The following is an 18,863-nucleotide window of genomic DNA, read 5'->3' on the forward strand; positions in this document are numbered from 1 at the left end:
TTACTCTGTCTAGAGCGTGCAAGGATGCTGGTGCGGCTTTTGCGGTATTAATTTAATTAAATAACAATTTATAGGAGTAAAGATGAAAGTATTTTATGACCAAGATGCTGATGTTTCAGTATTGCAAGGGAAAAAAAATTGCAATCTTAGGATATGGTTCACAAGGACATGCCCATGCAAATAATTTGCATGAATCAGGAATAGAGGTGGTAGTAGGGTTGCGCAAGAACGGCTCAAGCTGGAAAAAAGCTGAAAATGCTGGTTTGACAGTTAAAGAGGTAAATGAAGCTGTCAAAGAAGCAGATGTGGTCATGATTTTATTACCCGATGAATCTATTGCTGAGGTCTATCAGCAAGTTGAAAGTGATATTAAGCAAGGGGCAGCGCTTGCATTTGCGCACGGATTTAATGTGCATTATGGGCAGGTTGAGCCACGCGAAGATTTAGATGTCATCATGATTGCCCCTAAAGCTCCAGGGCATACGGTACGCTCAACTTATCAGGCAGGTGGCGGGGTGCCTCATTTGATTGCAGTTGAAAAAGATAATAGCGGGCATGCGCGAGATATTGCGATGGCTTATGCGGTTGCTAATGGTGGGGGCAAGGCGGGTATTATTGAAACAACTTTCCGCGAAGAAACCGAAACAGATTTATTCGGTGAGCAGGCGGTTTTGTGTGGTGGGACGGTTGAATTAATTAAAGCGGGATTTGAAACGTTGGTTGAAGCAGGTTATGCGCCTGAGATGGCTTATTTTGAATGCTTGCATGAGCTTAAATTAATCGTAGATTTGATTTATGAGGGTGGAATTGCCAACATGAATTATTCTATTTCGAATAATGCTGAGTTTGGTGAATATGTTACCGGCCCTCAGGTTATTAATGAAGAAAGTCGTTGGGCAATGAAAGAGTGTTTGCATAATATCCAAAGTGGCGAATATGCTAAGCAGTTTATTTCTGAATATCGTGTAGGCGCCCCATCTATGCGCTCACGTCGGCGCTTGAATGCAGAACATCCAATTGAAGTGGTGGGTGAAAAATTGCGTGAAATGATGCCATGGATTAAAGCTAATCGTTTAGTCGACCAAGAAAAAAATTAATTCTCTTTAGCTTTGATTGCAAGCAGAAAGCGTATCTTAATGATGCGCTTTTTCTTTTTTAGTTAAATTGCATGCTGCAATGGTATGTAAAACCGTAGTAGGTTGCAGAAATTAGAATTTTTTGTAGGTTATTATATTAAGGAGGGAGGATGCGCGATAAAATTCAATTTAGAAGCGATATTTTACAAAAGGTACGCGCATTTTTTTCTAAACGCGCGGTGCTGGAAGTTGATACGGCGCTTATTAGTGAGTACGGTGTTACTGATGTAGCGATTGCAAGTGTACCATGTGCTGATGGTGCTTATTTAATTACCTCACCTGAGTATGCGATGAAAATGCTGTTATGTCGCGGTAGTGGGGATATTTATCAATTAGGACACGTGTTTCGTAATGAGGAGTCTGGACGGCGTCATAAAAGAGAATTTACATTGCTGGAATGGTATCGTGTGGGTTGGAATCATCAGCAATTAATGCAAGAAGTAGCCGATTTAGTGCAAATACTATGGCCTAAAAGCCAGAAGTGGGCAGTTAGACAATCGCCTTATGCGGAGTTATTTCAGCGCTTTCTCTCACTTGACATTAGGGGCATTAGTGATGCAGAGTTGCGACTTTTTACAATTGCGCGTATTCCTGAGGCAGGCGGATGGACGTTAGAGCGTGATGGTTATTTAGATTTATTGTTTACGCATTTTATTGAAATGCATTTGGGGCAAGAGTGTTTGGAGTTTGTGGTCGATTATCCACCTTCACAGGCAGCGTTGGCTAAGATTATGACGCGCATAGATGAGCAGGGACGTAAGCACGATGTGGCAGCGCGTTTTGAATTGTATGCACAAGGGATGGAGCTTTGTAATGGCTTTTGGGAATTAACAGATGCTATGCAACAAAGACAACGCTTCGAACAAGATAATGCGCAACGCAAAAAACTTGGATTGTCGCTAATGCCACTTGATGAGCCTTTTTTACAAACTTTAGCAATGGGTATGCCAGAATCAGCGGGTGTTGCTTTGGGATTGGACAGATTATTAATGTTGATAAAGCAAGTAGATACGATTGAGGCGGTGGTTTTAACTTGATAATCGCGCTATATGAATAAGGCGCTATGTTAAAATGCCAATCCTGAGCTGCTAAATCGTAGTTTCTAAAATAAATTTTTTGATTAAATAGAGAGAATGTTATGCAAATTCAAAATAATGCAACAGTTAGTATTCATTACACCCTCAAAAACAATGATGGTGAAATACTTGACTCATCTCAAGGGCGTGAACCTTTGGTGTTTGTAGCAGGTGAGCAACAAATTTTACCCGCTTTAGAGCAGGCACTGATGGGCAAGCAAAAAGGTGAACATATTGAAGTAACGCTTACGCCTGAAGAAGGTTATGGTGTGCGTCATGAAGAAGCGGTGCAGGAAATTCCAAAATCACAATTAGCTGAAGTGCCTAATCTTGAGGTGGGTATGCCATTGCAAGCTGAAACCCCAGAAGGTATGGTTATGGTATTTGTAGCAGCTATTGGCGAAGAAACGGTAATCATTGATGGCAATCACCCATTAGCAGGGCAAACACTAAATTTTTCTGTTGATATTGAAAATGTTGAAAGTAATGATGAAAGCCCTAAAATCATTATGCCAAACTAATATAAGCTGTTTTATATTAAATTTAAACCACCTTATTCGGGTGGTTTTTTTATAAAAATTAGACAAAAATATTTTCTTTAATGCTAAAGAAACGGCACGATACAAATAATGTGCATGCAAATCAATAGAGCAACGGATTTACTGTTGAGGGGACAAAGAGGATGCTATATATTGTGCCTTCTTCTGTTATGCTAAACAAGAAAGAGGATGCGATGGTTAATTCTGAAGAAATACAAGTAGTTAAAAGAGACGGACGTAAAGAAAAAATTGATTTAGATAAAATCCATCGTGTTATTAATTGGGCTGCCGAGGGGTTGGATAATGTCTCAGTATCACAAGTGGAGTTGCGTTCGCATATTCAGTTTTATGATGGGATTCGTACGGATGCGATTCATGAAACAATTATCAAATCTGCTGCAGATTTGATTTCTGAGACCTCGCCAGATTATCAATATTTAGCTGCGCGTTTGGCAATTTTCCATTTGCGTAAAATTGCTTACGGCAGTTTTACGCCACCAGCACTTTATCATCATGTAGAAAAGCTAGTGCAAGCAGGGAAATATGATGCGCATTTATTAGCAGATTACACTAAAGAAGAATTTGAAATATTAGATAAGCGCATTCATCATGACAGAGATTTGAATTTTGCCTATGCTGCTGTTAAACAGCTAGAAAATAAATATTTGGTACAAAATCGTGTTACTAAAGAAGTCTATGAAAGTCCACAATTTTTATATATGCTGGTGGGAATGTGTTTGTTTGCACAATACTCTAAATCTACACGATTAGATTTCGTGGCGCGCTTTTATGATGCAGCATCTACTTTTAAAATTTCGCTACCTACACCAATTATGTCGGGAGTTCGCACGCCATCACGGCAGTTTAGTTCCTGTGTATTAATTGAATGCGATGATAGCCTGGATTCAATTAATGCCACAACTGGTGCCATTGTGCGTTATGTCTCACAACGAGCAGGAATTGGTGTGAATGCAGGGCGGATACGTGCAGAAGGTAGCGCTATTCGTGGCGGTGAGGCGCGTCATACAGGCTGTATTCCTTTTTATAAATTGTTTCAGTCGGCGGTCAAATGTTGCTCACAGGGCGGGGTGCGTGGTGGAGCCGCGACTTTGTTTTATCCCATTTGGCATTTGGAAGTTGAATCTTTACTGGTCTTAAAAAATAATCGTGGTGTAGAAGAAAATCGCGTCAGACATTTAGATTATGGGGTGCAAATCAATCGTTTGATGTATCAAAGGCTCTTAAAAAAACAAAATATTACTTTGTTTTCTCCATATGATGTTCCGGGATTATATGAGGCTTTTTTTGCAGATCAAGAAGAATTTGAGCGCCTCTATTTACAATATGAACAAGATGAGACTATTCGTAAACGTCAAATTCCTGCTGTAGATTTGTTTTCCCTAATGCTTCAAGAGCGCGCTGGAACTGGCAGAATTTATATCCAAAATGTCGATCATTGCAATACTCATAGTCCATTTGATCCAGCAGTTGCCCCTGTGCGACAATCTAATTTGTGCATGGAAATTGCTTTGCCAACAAAACCGCTCAATGACCTAAATGATCCAGAGGGCGAAATTGCTTTATGTACTTTATCAGCAGTTAATCTTGGTGCATTTGAGCAGTTAGAAGAATTTGAAGAAACTGCAGAGTTAATTGTGCGCGCATTAGATGCGTTACTTGATTATCAGCAATATCCAGTCGAAGCAGCGTATAAAGCGACAATGAACCGCCGAACGTTAGGCGTTGGGGCGATTAACTATGCTTATTTTTTAGCAAAAAATGGTGTGCGTTATAGTGATGGTTCAGCCTTAGAACTGACACATGAAACTTTTGAAGCACTGCAGTATTACTTATTAAAAGCTTCCAATAAGTTAGCACAAGAAAAAGGCGCTTGCCCGTTGTTTAAGGAAACCACTTATGCCCAAGGATTATTGCCCATCGATACTTACAAAAAAGAACTGGATAACATCTGTACAACGCCTTTGAGGTTAGATTGGGAAACTTTGCGTAGCAATATCAAACAATATGGATTGCGCAATTCAACTTTAACCGCGCTGATGCCATCTGAAACTTCTAGTCAGATTGCTAATGCAACCAATGGCATTGAACCTCCTAGAGGTTATGTGAGTGTAAAAGCTTCAAAAGACGGTATTTTAAAGCAGGTTGTTCCAGAGTTTGAGTCGCTTAAAGACAATTATGAACTATTATGGAGCCTCCCAAGCAATGAAGGTTATTTGCAGCTTGTTGGAGTAATGCAAAAATTTGTAGACCAAGCTATTTCTGCAAATACTAGCTATGACCCTAGCAGATTTAGTTCTGGTAAAGTGCCTATGAATCAATTAATTAAAGATTTGTTGCTCGCCTATAAATTAGGCGTTAAAACACTTTATTATCACAATACTCGTGATGGCGCGATGGATAATCAAGAAGATTTGGTTGATGATTGTGTCGGCGGTGCTTGCAAAATCTAAAAGTGAAATCAATTAAATAGGGGAAAGAATATGGATTGCCAATATCGTTATAGTACATTTTCTACAAATCGTAATAATCAGTTAGAAGAACCCATGTTTTTAGGTCAACCTGTCAACGTTGCGCGATATGACCAGCAAAAATATGAGGTTTTTGAAAAACTTATTGAAAAACAATTATCTTTCTTTTGGCGACCTGAAGAAGTAGATGTCTCACAAGACCGCATCGACTATCAAAATCTGCCTAAGCATGAGCAACATATTTTTATCTCTAATTTGAAATATCAAACCTTGTTGGATTCTATTCAAGGACGCAGTCCTAATGTTGGATTTCTGCCATTGGTATCATTACCAGAGCTAGAAACGTGGATTGAAACATGGGCATTTTCGGAAACTATTCACTCACGCTCTTATACCCATATTATTCGTAATATTGTTAATGATCCTAGCTTGGTATTTGATGATATTGTTGAAAATGAGTATATCCAACAGCGCGCACAAGATATAGCGCGATACTATGATGATTTAATTGAATATACACAGCATTATCTTATTGCAGGCTATGGCAAACATACTCTAAATGGCAAAACATGTGTAGTTAGCAGGCGTGAATTGAAAAAGAAAATTTATCTTTGCTTGGTCTGTGTGAATGTTTTAGAAGCCATTCGTTTTTATGTAAGCTTTGCCTGTTCTTTTGCTTTTGCTGAACGTGAATTAATGGAAGGAAATGCTAAAATTATCAAATTAATTGCACGTGATGAAGCGTTGCACTTAACTGGTACGCAACATATGATCAACTTATTGCGTGAAGGTAAAGATGACCCCGAAATGGGTGAAATTGCTAAAGAATGTGAGCAAGAAGCTTTTGATATTTTTCTCCTAGCCGCAAAACAAGAAAAAGAATGGGCAGAATATTTATTTAAAGATGGTTCTATGATTGGTCTTAATAAAGATATTTTATGCCAATATATTGAATACATTACCAATTCTCGTATGCAGGCAATTGGTTTGACACCAGCTTTCCCACAAAGTAAGCAAAATCCTATTCCATGGATTAATGCTTGGCTGTCATCTGATAATGTTCAAGTTGCTCCTCAAGAAGTAGCTATTAGCTCTTATTTAATAGGACAAATTGACTCTGAAGTTAATCTTGATGAACTAGACGATTTTGAACTTTAATTTAATTATGCCTTTTGTTATCCGTACAAATGAGCAGGTTTTCGAATTAAAAGAGAATGAAAATTTGCTTGATGCTTTGTTACGCACAGGGCATAAAATTGACTACCAATGTCGCAATGGATATTGTGGCAGTTGCCGAATTGCGCTAATAGAAGGGAAAGTATGCTATCCAAGCCCACCACTAGCTGCGCTCTCTAAAGGTCAAATTTTGCCCTGTTGTGCGATAGTAAAAACCAATATTGTGTTAAATACTGAAATTATTGAATTTTTACGATATGGCTAATTTAAGATGATAAATTTGAGTCTATGTTTAGATTAAAAACTAACTTTTTTCTTGCAACAAAGAAAAAAAACATTATAATAGCGCTTCTTTGATGAATAGGGTCGTTAGCTCAGTGGTAGAGCAGTTGGCTTTTAACCAATTGGTCGAAGGTTCGAATCCTTCACGACCCACCATTTTGTCAAACAATTTACATCTTTAGGGTCGTTAGCTCAGTGGTAGAGCAGTTGGCTTTTAACCAATTGGTCGAAGGTTCGAATCCTTCACGACCCACCATCTGAATAATAAAATTTATAATCAGCGTTTTAGTGCTGATTTTTTATTATCGCTAAATAGGCGAATAAAATAGGTGAAAACTTCCGTCTGTTTCCTTACAATAACCGCTTTCCTTATATAAGTCTTTTATTTATGACAAATGATTTTTCTTATTCAGACAACCAATCTTGGTTTTACTATGCTCGTCGTGCTTTTTCTGACTTATGGTTTGTAGTTTTTACTTTAGCAGCAGTAGCGCTATTAGCATTGCTGCTAAGCTACCATAATGGAGATGCAGGTTGGAGCACTTCTGGCAGTAATGAAGAAATAAAGAATTGGTTTGGCGCAACCGCTGCTTATGTCTCTGATGCTATTTTGTCTATATTGGGCTATAGCGCCTATGGATTTGCAATAGGGTTAGCTGTTTTAGGGTGGCAAAATTTAAGAGCCGAATATATGGGGATAGAATTAATCGTTTGGAAGCTTTTTGCATTAGCGATTGCTACTCTTGCCTTAAGTGGTATTTTTTCTTTACATTGGCAAAGCTCTATTAACTCTTTGGCAGTTACAGGGGGAGGGTTGATTGGTCAAAAGTTTTCTATAGAGCTATTGAAATTTTGGGATATAAGTGCACTTATGTGGGCCTATACCATTCCATTTTTTTTAGGTTTGACAATTTTAGCAGGGATTAATTGGTTTGAAATTACCCAAAAAGTTGGGAGTTTTATAATTAGTTGCTTTGCAGCAATCAGTCGATTATTTAAAGGAGAAGGATTAAAACAAGAGTCTATGGATTCTTTAGAAGCTTCTGTAGAAGATGTAGAAAACCCGACATCACCTAGTTCTTATGCTAAATCTCGTTTAGATTGGCAGACTTACAAGCAAGATAAGTCAGCATCAAATAATCAATCAAAACAAAAATATGCTGCTTCAGAAAAATCAATTTTTTCAACAACCCCAGTTTCAGGACAAGAGACTGATTTTTTTGACACCTTAGCGACTATTGCTACTAGCGCGCCTGAGCATGAGCTTAAGGATGATTATTCTAAAGATAGCGCTTTATCTCAAAAGGAGTCTTTAAATACATATCAGAATAATGAGCCAATTATTGATTTTAGTTTCTTTGATAGACAATTTGAACAAGAAAACGAAGCCTTCTCTAATGCACAATTAGAAAATGAAAAACCAGAACAAACCGTACATTATTCTTCCTTTTCAGACAAAGCTGTTGAACTTAATACTAAAGAAAACTCTGATAATATCCCTCCTTATAAGGACTCAGCGCAACACTCATCTGTTAATAATTTAAAAGTTAATTCATCTGTTTTTAATCAGTCACAGCAAAGAAACCATATTTCACAAACAGAAAATACTGGTGAATATCAGTTACCTCCATTAGATTTGCTACAGCCTACCCCAATTTTGCAAGCTGATTATACAGATGAAGAGCTAGATGAGATGGCTGCGCAAACTGAACATGCACTACGTAACTATAAACTAGATGTTAGTGTAGTTAATATTGAAGTAGGGCCAGTAGTTACACGTTTAGAATTGGAGTTGGCTCCTGGGATTAAAGTAAGTCAAATTTCTAACCTAGATAAAGATTTAGCGCGCTCTTTAGCAGTACAGAGTGTGCGTGTGGTAGAGGTAATTCCTGGAAAACCTTATATTGGTTTGGAAATTCCTAATCGCAAACGTGAAATTGTTTATCTGCGTAATATTTTAGAATCCTCAATTTATCAAGCTCAACATTCTCCTCTAACATTAGTGATGGGGGTTGATATTGCTGGAAAACCTATTGTGGATAATTTAGGCAAAATGCCACATTTGCTAGTTGCAGGTACAACAGGCTCTGGAAAATCTGTTGGTATTAATGTCATGCTTGCAAGTATGCTGTATAAAAGTACACCTGATGAGCTTAAATTTATATTAATTGATCCTAAAATGTTGGAAATGTCTATGTATGAAGATATTCCACATTTGCTTACGCCTGTAGTAACAGATATGAATGACGCTGAAAATGCTTTGCGTTGGGCAGTTGCTGAAATGGAGCGACGTTATCAATTAATGTCTGCATTGAAAGTTAGAAATATTGATGCCTTTAATGCTGTTTTACGCGATAAAAAAGCAAAAGGGGAGTATGTTTTTGATCCACTTTGGCAAGCAGAAGACCATATCGGGTTGGCGAATCAACCGCCTGAGGTAAAACCACTGCCTTATATTGTCATTGTAATTGATGAACTGGCCGATATGATGATGGCGGTAGGTAAAAAGGTGGAAGACTTGATTACCCGTATTGCACAAAAAGCACGTGCTTCAGGTATTCATTTAATTTTAGCGACACAAAGACCTTCTGTTGATGTTATTACAGGTGTGATTAAGGCCAATGCTCCCGCGCGCATTGCGTTTCAAGTCTCTTCTAAAATTGACTCACGTACCATCATTGAGCGACAAGGCGCAGAGTCTTTATTAGGTAATGGTGATATGCTTTATTCAGCCTCAGGTGGTACAGCTATCACTCGTATTCATGGCGCATTTATTAGTGATAATGAGGTTGATAATTTAACCTCTTTTGTTAGAAGACAAGGCGAACCGCAATATGAGGAAGCCATTACTAATCCCGTTTCTCCAGAATCCATGGGCGCATTTGGTGCTTTAGAAAAGCTTGATAATGCTGAAAATGATTTACTTTATGATAAAGCAGTTGCTTTAGTGTGTGAACATAATAAGGCCTCTATTTCATGGTTGCAAAGGCAATTAAATATAGGTTATAACCGTTCAGCGCGTATTGTAGAGGCAATGCAAGCGGCTGGGATTTTATCTGCGCCAGAACGTGGCACACGCAAAGTACTATTGAATAATAGCAATAATAATGATGAACATGATTTCTATTAAAAATTTGACTAAATAATTGCTCATTCAAAAACTAATATGTGGTGCCATAATCATTGTTCTAATTTAATAAGGATGAACTTATGAAACAAAAAATTATGCTCATTAGTGCATTACTATTTACTACTGCAGGAACTTCTAGTTATGCTCAATTATTTAATCATACAAATTCATCTGAATCCATTCAGTCGCTTAAACTAACTGAACCTGCACAAATGCTTATTGATTATATGCGTGAAAGCAAAGAGCTAGAAGCTGACTTTACACAAATTGCTTATAATCAACGTGGTGAAGAAATTAGCCAAGGGCATATGTGGATACAAAAGCCAGGTAAATTTTTCTGGGATTATCAGGCGCCTTATGCACAAGAAATTGTGAGTGATGGTAAAAAGGTTTATCACTACGATAAAGATTTAGAACAAATAACTGTACGCAACAAGTCTGATATTGCTGGTGATATTGCAGTGCGTCTATTAGAAGGTCAGCAATCTATTCAAGATGAATTTAATATTCAATTATTATCCAAAGACCAACTTCCAGATTATATTGATAAAAAAGTAATACAGTATTTTCTCTAACACCCAGAGATACACAAGCAGAATATAATCAAATTTGGGTGGTTTTTGATAAAGAACAGCTTTCACAAGTTATTATTGACGGTGGGATTGGTCAACAAACGGTTATGCAATTTAAAAATTTAAAACGTAATCACGGCATAAATCCTGATAAATTTAATTTTATAGCGCCAAAAGGTGTAGATATTATTGGTAATTAATACTTTAAAATATTGGATCATTTACTATGAGCGGTGCAAAACAAAATTCTCTATTTGCTTTAAAGGAGCATGCACCGCTTGCAGAGCAAATGCGCCCTGATGAACTAAAAGAGTATATTGGACAAAACCATTTACTTGCTTCTGATAAGCCCCTAGCCATTGCGATTAAACAACAACAGCCTTTTTCTATGTTACTTTGGGGACCTCCAGGTTGTGGCAAGACTACATTAGCATTATTATTAGCAAAATCCTTTAAAGTAGAATTTATTCGTCTATCAGCTGTTTTTTCAGGTGTTAAAGACGTGCGCGAAGCTGTTGCACAGGCAAAAAATAATTTAGAAATAGGATTGCAAACAGTATTATTTATTGATGAAATTCATCGCTTTAATAAAGCACAGCAAGATGCTTTTCTGCCTATGTGGAAGCGGGTGATATTATTTTAATTGGCGCGACTACAGAAAATCCTGCTTTTCATTTAACCAATGCTTTATTATCACGATTGCGTATTTTTCGGCTTTATGCATTAAGTAGTGATGAAATTAAACAGACCTTGCAAAAAGCTTTGAGTAAATTTTCGCTTAAAATGAGTGAGGCTAGTTTGCAGCTTATTTCTAGTCATGCAAGTGGTGATGCTCGTAAAGCACTTTCTTGGCTAGATGAATGGCTTTTATTACACAAACAAGGAATAGAAGAAGCTAAAGCATTAGCACAAGTATTGGCCGACCAACCTAAGGCAATGGATAAAAATGGTGACTGGTTTTATGAAATGCTCTCTGCTTTTCATAAATCACTAAGAGGTTCAAATGTTGATGGGGCTATGTATTGGTTTGCACGCATGATTGATGCTGGTATGGATGCTTTGATTATTGCGCGGAGAATGTTGTGTGTTGCCAGTGAGGATATTGGCAATGCTGATCCAAATGCCTTAAATCTAGCGCTTAATGCCTATATGACTTATGAGCGCTTAGGCAGCCCAGAAGGGCATTTAGCTTTAGCACAAGCGCTAACTTATTTAGCCTTAGCGCCAAAAAGCAATGCCTCCTATCATGCAATGAACGAAGCTTTTGCTTATGTGCGCAATCATCCATCTTATAGCGTCCCTAATCATTTGCGCAACGCACCAACAGCGCTACATCAAATCCAAGGTTATGGGAAAGGTTATCGTTATGCGCATCATGAACCTAATGCTTATGCTGCTGGTCAAACTTATTTACCTAAAGAGATGCTCGATAAACATAATCAGCCTAAAGTTAGTTTTTACCAGCCCAATGAACGAGGCTTTGAAATCAAATTAGCCAATAAATTAAGATATTTGCAAGAATTAGATTTACAAACACAAAATTATAAATAACTTAATATCTCAAATACTTTAACCCACTATTATTAATTTGATATTTTAAAAATACTAGATAGTGTGCTGGAGTATATTTCAATTACGCATAAAAAATGCCCGTATAAAAACGGGCATTCGAATTTTAATCTAAAGTTAATTAGTAGCGTGTAATTGCAACTAAGCCTTTTTGATTATTAAACTCTTCTAAAGAAGCTTCATCAACAAAAACAACTTTTCCATCAGCTGCCATAACATGCTCAATCATTTCATCAATGATATCGGCAAATGCGCGCTCACCTTGTGCTTTACTATCCTCCAAGACCTTTAAGCTACGACCATCTTCACTCACTTCAGCAGGGATATGTAAATCTTTTTCTACAACCAAAGTATCTACACGTCCATCAATAGCAGCTTGCCAGCATTCATCAAGACTATTGACTAACTGCTGATTTCCTTTTGCAACACCAATAGCCTCAAAAATTTCTTTACGTTTTTTCTTAAATGCTTCTTTAACGTCTTCCCAAATTAACTTACCTAACTCAAGGGTGCTTTTATCAGAATATCCACCATCAATAGTTAGCATAACATCATGCGCATCAGCAATACTTTCATTAAAATAGCCTAAATTTCGCTCAATACCGACAACAACTAAAGGAGCTTCAACTTCTTTAAAGGCATCGACTAAGCCATTACTTGCTTGACGCAACATTCTTGTAATTTCATCGCGATAAACTTGAGAATCATCTTTACCAAGATTAGCACTAGGAGAAGCACCATCCATTGCATAAGGAAAACCAAATTCCTCAACTTCATGCAAATTTTCACGACGTCCGATATAAAGGCGGGTATTTTCTGCATCTAGCAATAATAGCCAATAAACATAATCGCGATTCATTGCATACACTAAATCACGTGTAAAAAAGTTATCATCAATTGCTACGCGCTCAGGTAGGCGATAGGGCAACTTGTAAGTTTCAGCAAAATCATTATTTACACAAATAACCAAGCCATCACGATTATGTTCGTGATCAATCGCATCAGCTTGTTGATGTAATTTTTCTAATATTTCTTGGCTTTCGCGCTTTCCAAAGGTTTCTTCTAAGCGCTTTTCTGCTTCACTAACAAGATTTTTTAGACGGATTGGATCCTTATCATTATCAGGAGAAGTACGATGCGTTGGCATAGTGAGCGTAACGCTTGGGTAGTTTTTATGCTGTTGTAGCTGTTTAACGGTTTCTCTAGTAATTGTTTTTGACACGATATACTCCTTCGAATTTAAAATTAAAGCAACAATTTCTCCATTTTAGAGAAAATGCCTCACATTTAAGATGATAAATTGTTCACGAAAAAATTAAACAGAGCGCTTAACCAAACACTCTGTTTATTTTTATTATGAGCTAGTTATTAATTTTGCCACTTTTTAAGTCGCTCTTGACGCAGTTGATACAATTTATCTGCATCTAGTTTGTAATAATCTTTAGCAAGACCTGCTTCCCAGTCGCCATAACTTGGATTGGGCAGCACGATATATTGAATGCCAAATTTATCTTTATGCATTTCTACAAAATCGCGTCGTGTCTGATTGTCTTTGTGATAAGTAGGCTCACCTGCAAAATCCCCTAAATTATCGCCAATATGCATAATGACTTGATAACCTGCTTCTCTAATTTGTTCAAAACGAGTATCTTTATTAGAAGTATCCGTTTTTAAACGTAAAGTTTGACTATTGACTTCAGGAAAGCCCAAGGCAATTAGATTATCTAAAGTTGCTTGATATTCTCCGTCTTGCTTGCGGTTAGAGACATAAAATAATTTTCCACCGTTATTAACTACATGATGGGCAAACTCAACTGCTCCGGGAATGGCTGTAGCTTGTTTTGCATTAACCCATTGCTTCCAAGTATCAGGAGTAAAACGCTGATTTTCTAAGATTTGCCAAGCAGCGTAGGGACTATTGTCAATCATGGTTTCATCTAAATCAACGATAACGGTTTTGATTTGATTGCTAGGCAAAACTGTATTATCAAAAATAAGTTTAGCAATATTAAATGCTTGATGCGCAAGTGCTTGATACTCGCCCGATTGTTGCATCCATAGCACGCCCGCTTGCGTTTGCTGACTGAGTTGTTGTTGGGTATTAGGTGTATTCGCGCAACCAATCAACAGGCTACTCACTACGCCTAATGCCAACCATTGTGTAGAACGCTTAAACAAATTTTCTTGAGTCTTCATAAGATTCCTTATGTGTTGAAAGATAAAATTACCAGCGTTTAATATCATAAACTATTTTTATTTTTGTTGTAAAATTCGCGCGCTTTGGTTTTTAACTTTCCTTTTATAGAGACGCCTAAAAATGAAATTCATTGCTTATTTGCGCTTTCCTATGTTGCTAGGATTAATGGTTAATATATGTGCATATGCGCAAGTGAATACCCTGCGTTTAGCGCATTTTTTACCCGCCACCGCAAAAGTGCATACAGATTTTTTGATTCCATGGAAAGAATCGATTGAAGCGCAGTCAAATGGTAGTTTGCAAATAGAGCTCTATCCTGCGCAAACTTTGAGTAAAGCCGATAAAATTTATGACGCAACCACTAAAGGTTTAGCAAGCATTGGTGTTACTGCCCAAGGCTATCGTAATGGACGATTTCCACTGTCTCAAATTGTTGAGTTGCCAGGCATTGCGCAAAACTCCATGCACGGTAGCTGTATTTTACAAAAGCTTTATGATAGCGGTGCGCTTGAGCAAGAATATAATGATACCCATGTGTTGTTTATGTTCACCACCACACCCGCCTTATTGCATACTATAAAAAAACCTATTAAATCACCTAGCGATTTGAAAGGGTTGCGCATCCGTCGTCCCACCGCTGTTGCAGGAGAAATTTTGCAAAATTTAGGGGCTTCACCCATTAGTCTTACCGCACCAGATATTTATACCGCCTTACAGCGTGGCGTGATTGATGGTCTTACTTTTCCATGGGAAGCGCTCGATACTTTTAAGCTCGCTGAGTTAATTTCTTATCATACCGATTTACCACTTTATACATTAAGTTTTGTTGCCACAATGAATAAAAATACCTATGACAAACTCTCAGCCCAAGAAAAAGAAATTATTGACGCCCATTCAGGTTTAGAGTGGGCGCTTAAAATGGGGGCAGTGTTTGATGAGGTTGATGCACAAAGCAAACAACAGATTTTATCACTTGGGCAGGAAATAACTGCAGTTGAAGGAGGGATTGAGCATCCTGATTGGCAAGCGCCATTACGGCAAAGCATCGCACAGTATTTACAACAAATAGGCGAAGAGGGTGAAAAAGTTTATGCGCTAGCGCAATCTTTTGCTCAACAATGCCCAACGCAATAACTCTATGCTTTTTCTACAAACTGTTAATCAGCAATTAGCGCGATTTTGTGCGGGTATTAGCTTGATAGGGCTGTTGCTTATTCTCCTTACTACCACGCTAGACGTTTTAACTCGTGCTTTATTTAGATTAACGCATGCTTGGTTAAATTGGCACATGCAAGGAGCCATTGAATTAGTATCATATTTATTAACCATAACATTACTTTCTGCCTTTGTTGCATGGATAGAAAAAGTGCATCTGGTTTTAGATTTTCTCCCTTTAAGCCCTAATTCTATCTATGCCAAAAGTCTACACGCCCTTAATTTAATCCTTTGTGGCGCAATTGGTACTCAACTAGCATTGGAGAATATTGAACTTATGAAAGATGCCTATGCTTATGGTGAGCGCTCGCAAGATTTAGCACTTCCCATGCACTATATTTATGCCATTTGGATTGCATTATCAGTTGCATTAATTTTGCGTAGCTTCTTTGAATTGTGCGCAATACCCATTATCCAACCGACGGGGCAGGGTGATGACTAACGCTTGGATTGGCGTCATTGTATTAGCAACAATGCTCATATTAATGTTATTACGCATACCTGTTGCATTTGCGATGATGCTATCTAGTGTTCTTGGATTTATTTATATTATTGATTTATCAAGCGCTTTAGAGATTATAAAAACAGTTCCACAAGAAGTTTGGGGCAATTATCACTTCAGCGCCATTGTATTATTTATATTTATTGGTGAATTAAGCGTTGAATCTGGTCTAGCGGCAACATTATTTTCTGCCACACGTACTTTATTAGGGCGCACACCCGCTAGTTTAGCACTCGCCAGCTTAAGCTCTTGTGCGCTATTTTCATGCCTATCTGGTTCCTCAGTTGCTACCGCTTCTACCATGACCCGCGTTGCACTTCCACAAATGCAACAACACAACTACCCCACCCCCTTAGCGTAGGCGCCTTAGCTGCAGGTGGCACCTTAGGCATTATGATTCCCCCAAGTATTGCCTTATTACTCTATGCCATGCTCACTGAGCAAGCCGTTGGTGATTTATTTTTGGCAGGATTACTGCCCGGCATACTAGGTTGGGTACTTTATAGCCTAACCGTTTTATTGCTGTATCAATTTAAACCCTCCCTACGTCCCCCTCCAAGCCATTCCAGTAGTGCTTATGAAAAAATGCGCGCATTACTAACCCTGCTTCCGCTTCTCTTATTCTTTATGCTCATGATTTATGGCATATATTTTGGTTGGTTCACACCTACTGAAGGCGCTAGTATTGGCGCATTTATTTTAATCCTTGTAGCAATTTGGCAAAAAACCACCTTTGGCGCATTAAAAAATGCCGCTGTTGCCACCTTACAACTATCCAACAAACTCTTTTTAATGCTCATTGGCGCGCAAATAATGGCTTATTTCGTCTCTGTAGCACAACTCTCTACCGCAATAATAGACTGGATTAGCGCACATCAACTTTCTAACACAGCAATCATCTTATCTATCTTGTTGTTTTATATTGTGTTAGGGACTTGCTTAGATGCAATTGCCATGCTCATGATTAGTTTGCCCGTAGTTTATCCATTAATTGTTGCCCTACAAATAGATCCGATATGGTTTGGAATATTAAGTGTTTTAACGGTTGAACTTGGGTTAATCACACCGCCTATTGGTATGAATATTTTTGTTATCAAAGCTATTAACCCTAAAATATCCTTAACCACGCTTTATCACGGAATTGCGCCTTTTGTTCTTTGTGATTTTATTCGTTTAATACTCTTATTTTTATTCCCTGCAACTACCACAATATTAATTTAAGGTATAGCACACCAGAACCATAATTTATATTAATTATACCTTTGCTTGATTCTTCTATAATCATTTGTGAAATGGAATCGGATGAAAAACGATTATTTTTATCTTTTAAATAGGTGGATTATGAAAAAAATACTTTTCACTGCAATGAGCATAGCACTTGCTTCTACGTCAATGACCTCTTCCGCACAAGGGTATGCCTTTAGCGATACTGTGCAATATTCTTGTCAAATTGGTGGCATGCTCAACGTTACGTATAGCTTTAATATGCAGGGCATTCCTGAAAAAGCCGTTGTAAATTTGCAAGGCGAACAACGAACTTTGCCCATTATTGATAGCAGTGATAGTGTAGAGACTAATTTTGGCAAAAATAATAGCTATAGAATTAGTAGTGACTATATGGATAGTGAAAATTATCATCAATCCAGCATTATGGTTTCCTCACCGTCTAAAATTTTATATAAAAACTGTTCTGCACAAAATTTTGGCACAAAAACACAAAAACAACATTCAAATATCAATCTATTAGAGCAGCAGATGACTGTTAATGAGAAAACTGTTCACTATAAATGCGATAATAATATTAATCTTGATGTTAAATTTGGATTTAACCGCGAAGGTCTTCCTACAGAAGCGACGACTTTCCTAAATTCTTCCATACAGGTAATGAAGCTTAATTTAGGAAATTCTAACGCTTATACGAGTGTTTTTGAAGGTGAAAATGGTTATCGCCTAGACAGTAGCGGTATAACCTTAGATAATGCAAATCAATCTAGTGTTCTCATTACAAAACCTAATAATCAATTAATTAAAAATTGTGTAGCCAAATAAAAACAAACGACACAAATTAACTGATTTGTTTGTTATTTTTTAATCAAAAATAATTTTAAAAAGAGTCTAGATTTTATCTAGGCTCTTTTTTTATTTAGTGTTGATAGATCAAAGTGGCTGACAATTAGGACAAAAATAGCTATTTCGTCCACCAATAATTGTGCTCATAATCGATTGAGTATTGCAATTTGGGCAAGGTTTGCCTTCTTTGCCGTAGACGTTTAGCGTTTGTTGAAAATAACCCGTACTGCCATCACTATGAACAAAATCTTTTAAAGTGGTTCCGCCTACAGCGATTGCTTGGGTAAGAACATCTTTTATTGTTTGCACTAATTGCGCGCATTGCGTCAGGGTAAGTTGTTGCGCGGGAGTATTAGGATGAATACGGCTAAAGAAAAGCGCTTCATTTGCATAAATATTCCCAACGCCAACAACTATTTTCTGGTTCATAATCAAATTCTTAATGGCGCTTTTGCTTTTTTGCGCGCGCGCATAAAGATAATGAGCATTAAAACTTTGCTCTAATGGTTCAACGCCCATATGCGAAAAGGCGGTGATAGCTTGGTTGCGTGCAACGGTAGTGATAAATCCAAAACGTCGCGGGTCGTGGTAGCGCAAACATTGTCCATTGATAAAGGTGAAACTAGTATGGTCGTGTTTTTTAAATGGCGTATTTTTTTCACAAAGACGTAAGCTACCAGACATGCCAAGATGAATCAGTAAATCTAGGCTGTCATGGCTGGTATGCGCAAGAAGATATTTTCCACGGCGAACGATGTTTAAAATTTGTTGTTGATGAAGTTGTTGCGCTTGATTGGGTGCGAGTGGTTGGCGCAAGGTAGAGCGCTTTGCCAAATATCAGTGATGGTTAATCCTATAATTGGCGCAATCCCTTGGCGAGTAGTTTCAACTTCTGGTAATTCAGGCATAT

Annotated in this window: 15 protein-coding genes, 2 tRNA genes and 3 pseudogenes; 16 read left to right on the forward strand and 4 right to left on the reverse strand. The window is 37.7% G+C overall.

Going from position 1 to position 18,863, the window contains the following annotated elements; translation table 11 throughout:
• Window positions 1–82 precede the first annotated feature (82 nt).
• The 12 genes and pseudogenes from ilvC to A5N84_RS04925 all read left to right on the forward strand — a co-directional run bounded on the left by ilvC (window position 83) and on the right by A5N84_RS04925 (window position 11,951).
• A pseudogene (gene ilvC / locus A5N84_RS04870) lies at window positions 83–1,097 on the forward strand (ketol-acid reductoisomerase).
• Window positions 1,098–1,246: 149 nt separating this feature from the next.
• Window positions 1,247–2,173 (forward strand): EF-P lysine aminoacylase EpmA, encoded by a 927-nt coding sequence (gene epmA, locus A5N84_RS04875; RefSeq protein WP_072281476.1) that lies wholly within the window; start codon window positions 1,247–1,249, stop codon window positions 2,171–2,173.
• Between the two features lie 101 nt (window positions 2,174–2,274).
• Window positions 2,275–2,733 carry an FKBP-type peptidyl-prolyl cis-trans isomerase gene (locus tag A5N84_RS04880; protein WP_072281477.1) on the forward strand — a complete coding sequence of 153 codons (459 nt, stop codon included), beginning with the start codon at window positions 2,275–2,277 and terminating at the stop codon, window positions 2,731–2,733.
• A 212-nt stretch (window positions 2,734–2,945) separates the two neighbouring features.
• Entirely contained in the window at window positions 2,946–5,222 is a 2,277-nt protein-coding gene (gene nrdA, locus A5N84_RS04885; protein WP_072281503.1) for a class 1a ribonucleoside-diphosphate reductase subunit alpha, read from the forward strand.
• Between the two features lie 30 nt (window positions 5,223–5,252).
• The gene (gene nrdB / locus A5N84_RS04890) at window positions 5,253–6,398 is read left to right on the forward strand and encodes a class Ia ribonucleoside-diphosphate reductase subunit beta (RefSeq protein WP_072281478.1); all 1,146 of its coding nucleotides are present in this window, start codon (window positions 5,253–5,255) and stop codon (window positions 6,396–6,398) included.
• Window positions 6,399–6,405: 7 nt separating this feature from the next.
• Entirely contained in the window at window positions 6,406–6,681 is a 276-nt protein-coding gene (yfaE, locus tag A5N84_RS04895) for a class I ribonucleotide reductase maintenance protein YfaE (RefSeq protein ID WP_072281504.1), read from the forward strand.
• A gap of 98 nt (window positions 6,682–6,779) precedes the next feature.
• A tRNA-Lys gene (locus tag A5N84_RS04900) sits at window positions 6,780–6,854 on the forward strand.
• A 25-nt stretch (window positions 6,855–6,879) separates the two neighbouring features.
• Window positions 6,880–6,954: transfer RNA gene (locus A5N84_RS04905), tRNA-Lys, on the forward strand.
• Between the two features lie 132 nt (window positions 6,955–7,086).
• A complete protein-coding gene (locus A5N84_RS04910; protein WP_078055576.1) occupies window positions 7,087–9,828 on the forward strand; it encodes a DNA translocase FtsK in 2,742 nt (913 codons plus the stop codon).
• Window positions 9,829–9,908: 80 nt separating this feature from the next.
• Window positions 9,909–10,403 (forward strand): LolA family protein, encoded by a 495-nt coding sequence (locus tag A5N84_RS12645; RefSeq protein ID WP_072281479.1) that lies wholly within the window; start codon window positions 9,909–9,911, stop codon window positions 10,401–10,403.
• A gap of 38 nt (window positions 10,404–10,441) precedes the next feature.
• On the forward strand, window positions 10,442–10,600 hold the full coding sequence (locus A5N84_RS12650) for a LolA family protein (RefSeq protein ID WP_078055577.1): 159 nt from the start codon (window positions 10,442–10,444) through the stop codon (window positions 10,598–10,600).
• A gap of 26 nt (window positions 10,601–10,626) precedes the next feature.
• Window positions 10,627–11,951 (forward strand): annotated as a pseudogene (locus A5N84_RS04925) (replication-associated recombination protein A).
• Between the two features lie 139 nt (window positions 11,952–12,090).
• Here the strand turns inward: A5N84_RS04925 and A5N84_RS04930 are convergent.
• Both A5N84_RS04930 and A5N84_RS04935 read right to left on the reverse strand, forming a co-directional pair.
• Window positions 12,091–13,191, reverse strand: coding sequence for an AOC03_06830 family ribosome hibernation factor (locus tag A5N84_RS04930; protein ID WP_198923787.1), 1,101 nt, complete (start codon window positions 13,189–13,191; stop codon window positions 12,091–12,093).
• Between the two features lie 146 nt (window positions 13,192–13,337).
• Window positions 13,338–14,165 (reverse strand): 5'-nucleotidase, lipoprotein e(P4) family, encoded by an 828-nt coding sequence (locus tag A5N84_RS04935; RefSeq protein ID WP_072281480.1) that lies wholly within the window; start codon window positions 14,163–14,165, stop codon window positions 13,338–13,340.
• Window positions 14,166–14,358: 193 nt separating this feature from the next.
• Between A5N84_RS04935 and A5N84_RS04940 the strand changes: the two genes are divergently transcribed.
• From A5N84_RS04940 to A5N84_RS04955, 4 genes and pseudogenes are all read left to right on the forward strand, one after another.
• Window positions 14,359–15,300, forward strand: coding sequence for a TRAP transporter substrate-binding protein (locus A5N84_RS04940; protein ID WP_198923788.1), 942 nt, complete (start codon window positions 14,359–14,361; stop codon window positions 15,298–15,300).
• A gap of 4 nt (window positions 15,301–15,304) precedes the next feature.
• Window positions 15,305–15,823 (forward strand): hypothetical protein, encoded by a 519-nt coding sequence (locus A5N84_RS04945; RefSeq protein WP_158008643.1) that lies wholly within the window; start codon window positions 15,305–15,307, stop codon window positions 15,821–15,823.
• A gap of 76 nt (window positions 15,824–15,899) precedes the next feature.
• Window positions 15,900–17,104: pseudogene (locus A5N84_RS04950) on the forward strand (TRAP transporter large permease).
• Between the two features lie 120 nt (window positions 17,105–17,224).
• Complete coding sequence (locus A5N84_RS04955; RefSeq protein WP_143324832.1) at window positions 17,225–17,932, forward strand: ACP-like domain-containing protein; 708 nt, start codon at window positions 17,225–17,227, stop codon at window positions 17,930–17,932.
• Between the two features lie 108 nt (window positions 17,933–18,040).
• Here the strand turns inward: A5N84_RS04955 and mutM are convergent, their stop codons facing one another.
• A complete protein-coding gene (gene mutM / locus A5N84_RS04960) occupies window positions 18,041–18,769 on the reverse strand; it encodes a bifunctional DNA-formamidopyrimidine glycosylase/DNA-(apurinic or apyrimidinic site) lyase (protein WP_198923791.1) in 729 nt (242 codons plus the stop codon).
• Window positions 18,712–18,861, reverse strand: a complete 150-nt coding sequence (locus A5N84_RS13390) for a DNA-formamidopyrimidine glycosylase family protein (RefSeq protein WP_408633837.1) — start codon at window positions 18,859–18,861, stop codon at window positions 18,712–18,714. The genes mutM and A5N84_RS13390 overlap by 58 nt, the downstream gene beginning before the upstream one ends.
• Window positions 18,862–18,863: the final 2 nt, after the last annotated feature.

The sequence above is a fragment of the Rappaport israeli genome (assembly GCF_001888055.1).
Taxonomy (GTDB): Bacteria; Pseudomonadota; Gammaproteobacteria; order Cardiobacteriales; family Cardiobacteriaceae; genus Rappaport; species Rappaport israeli.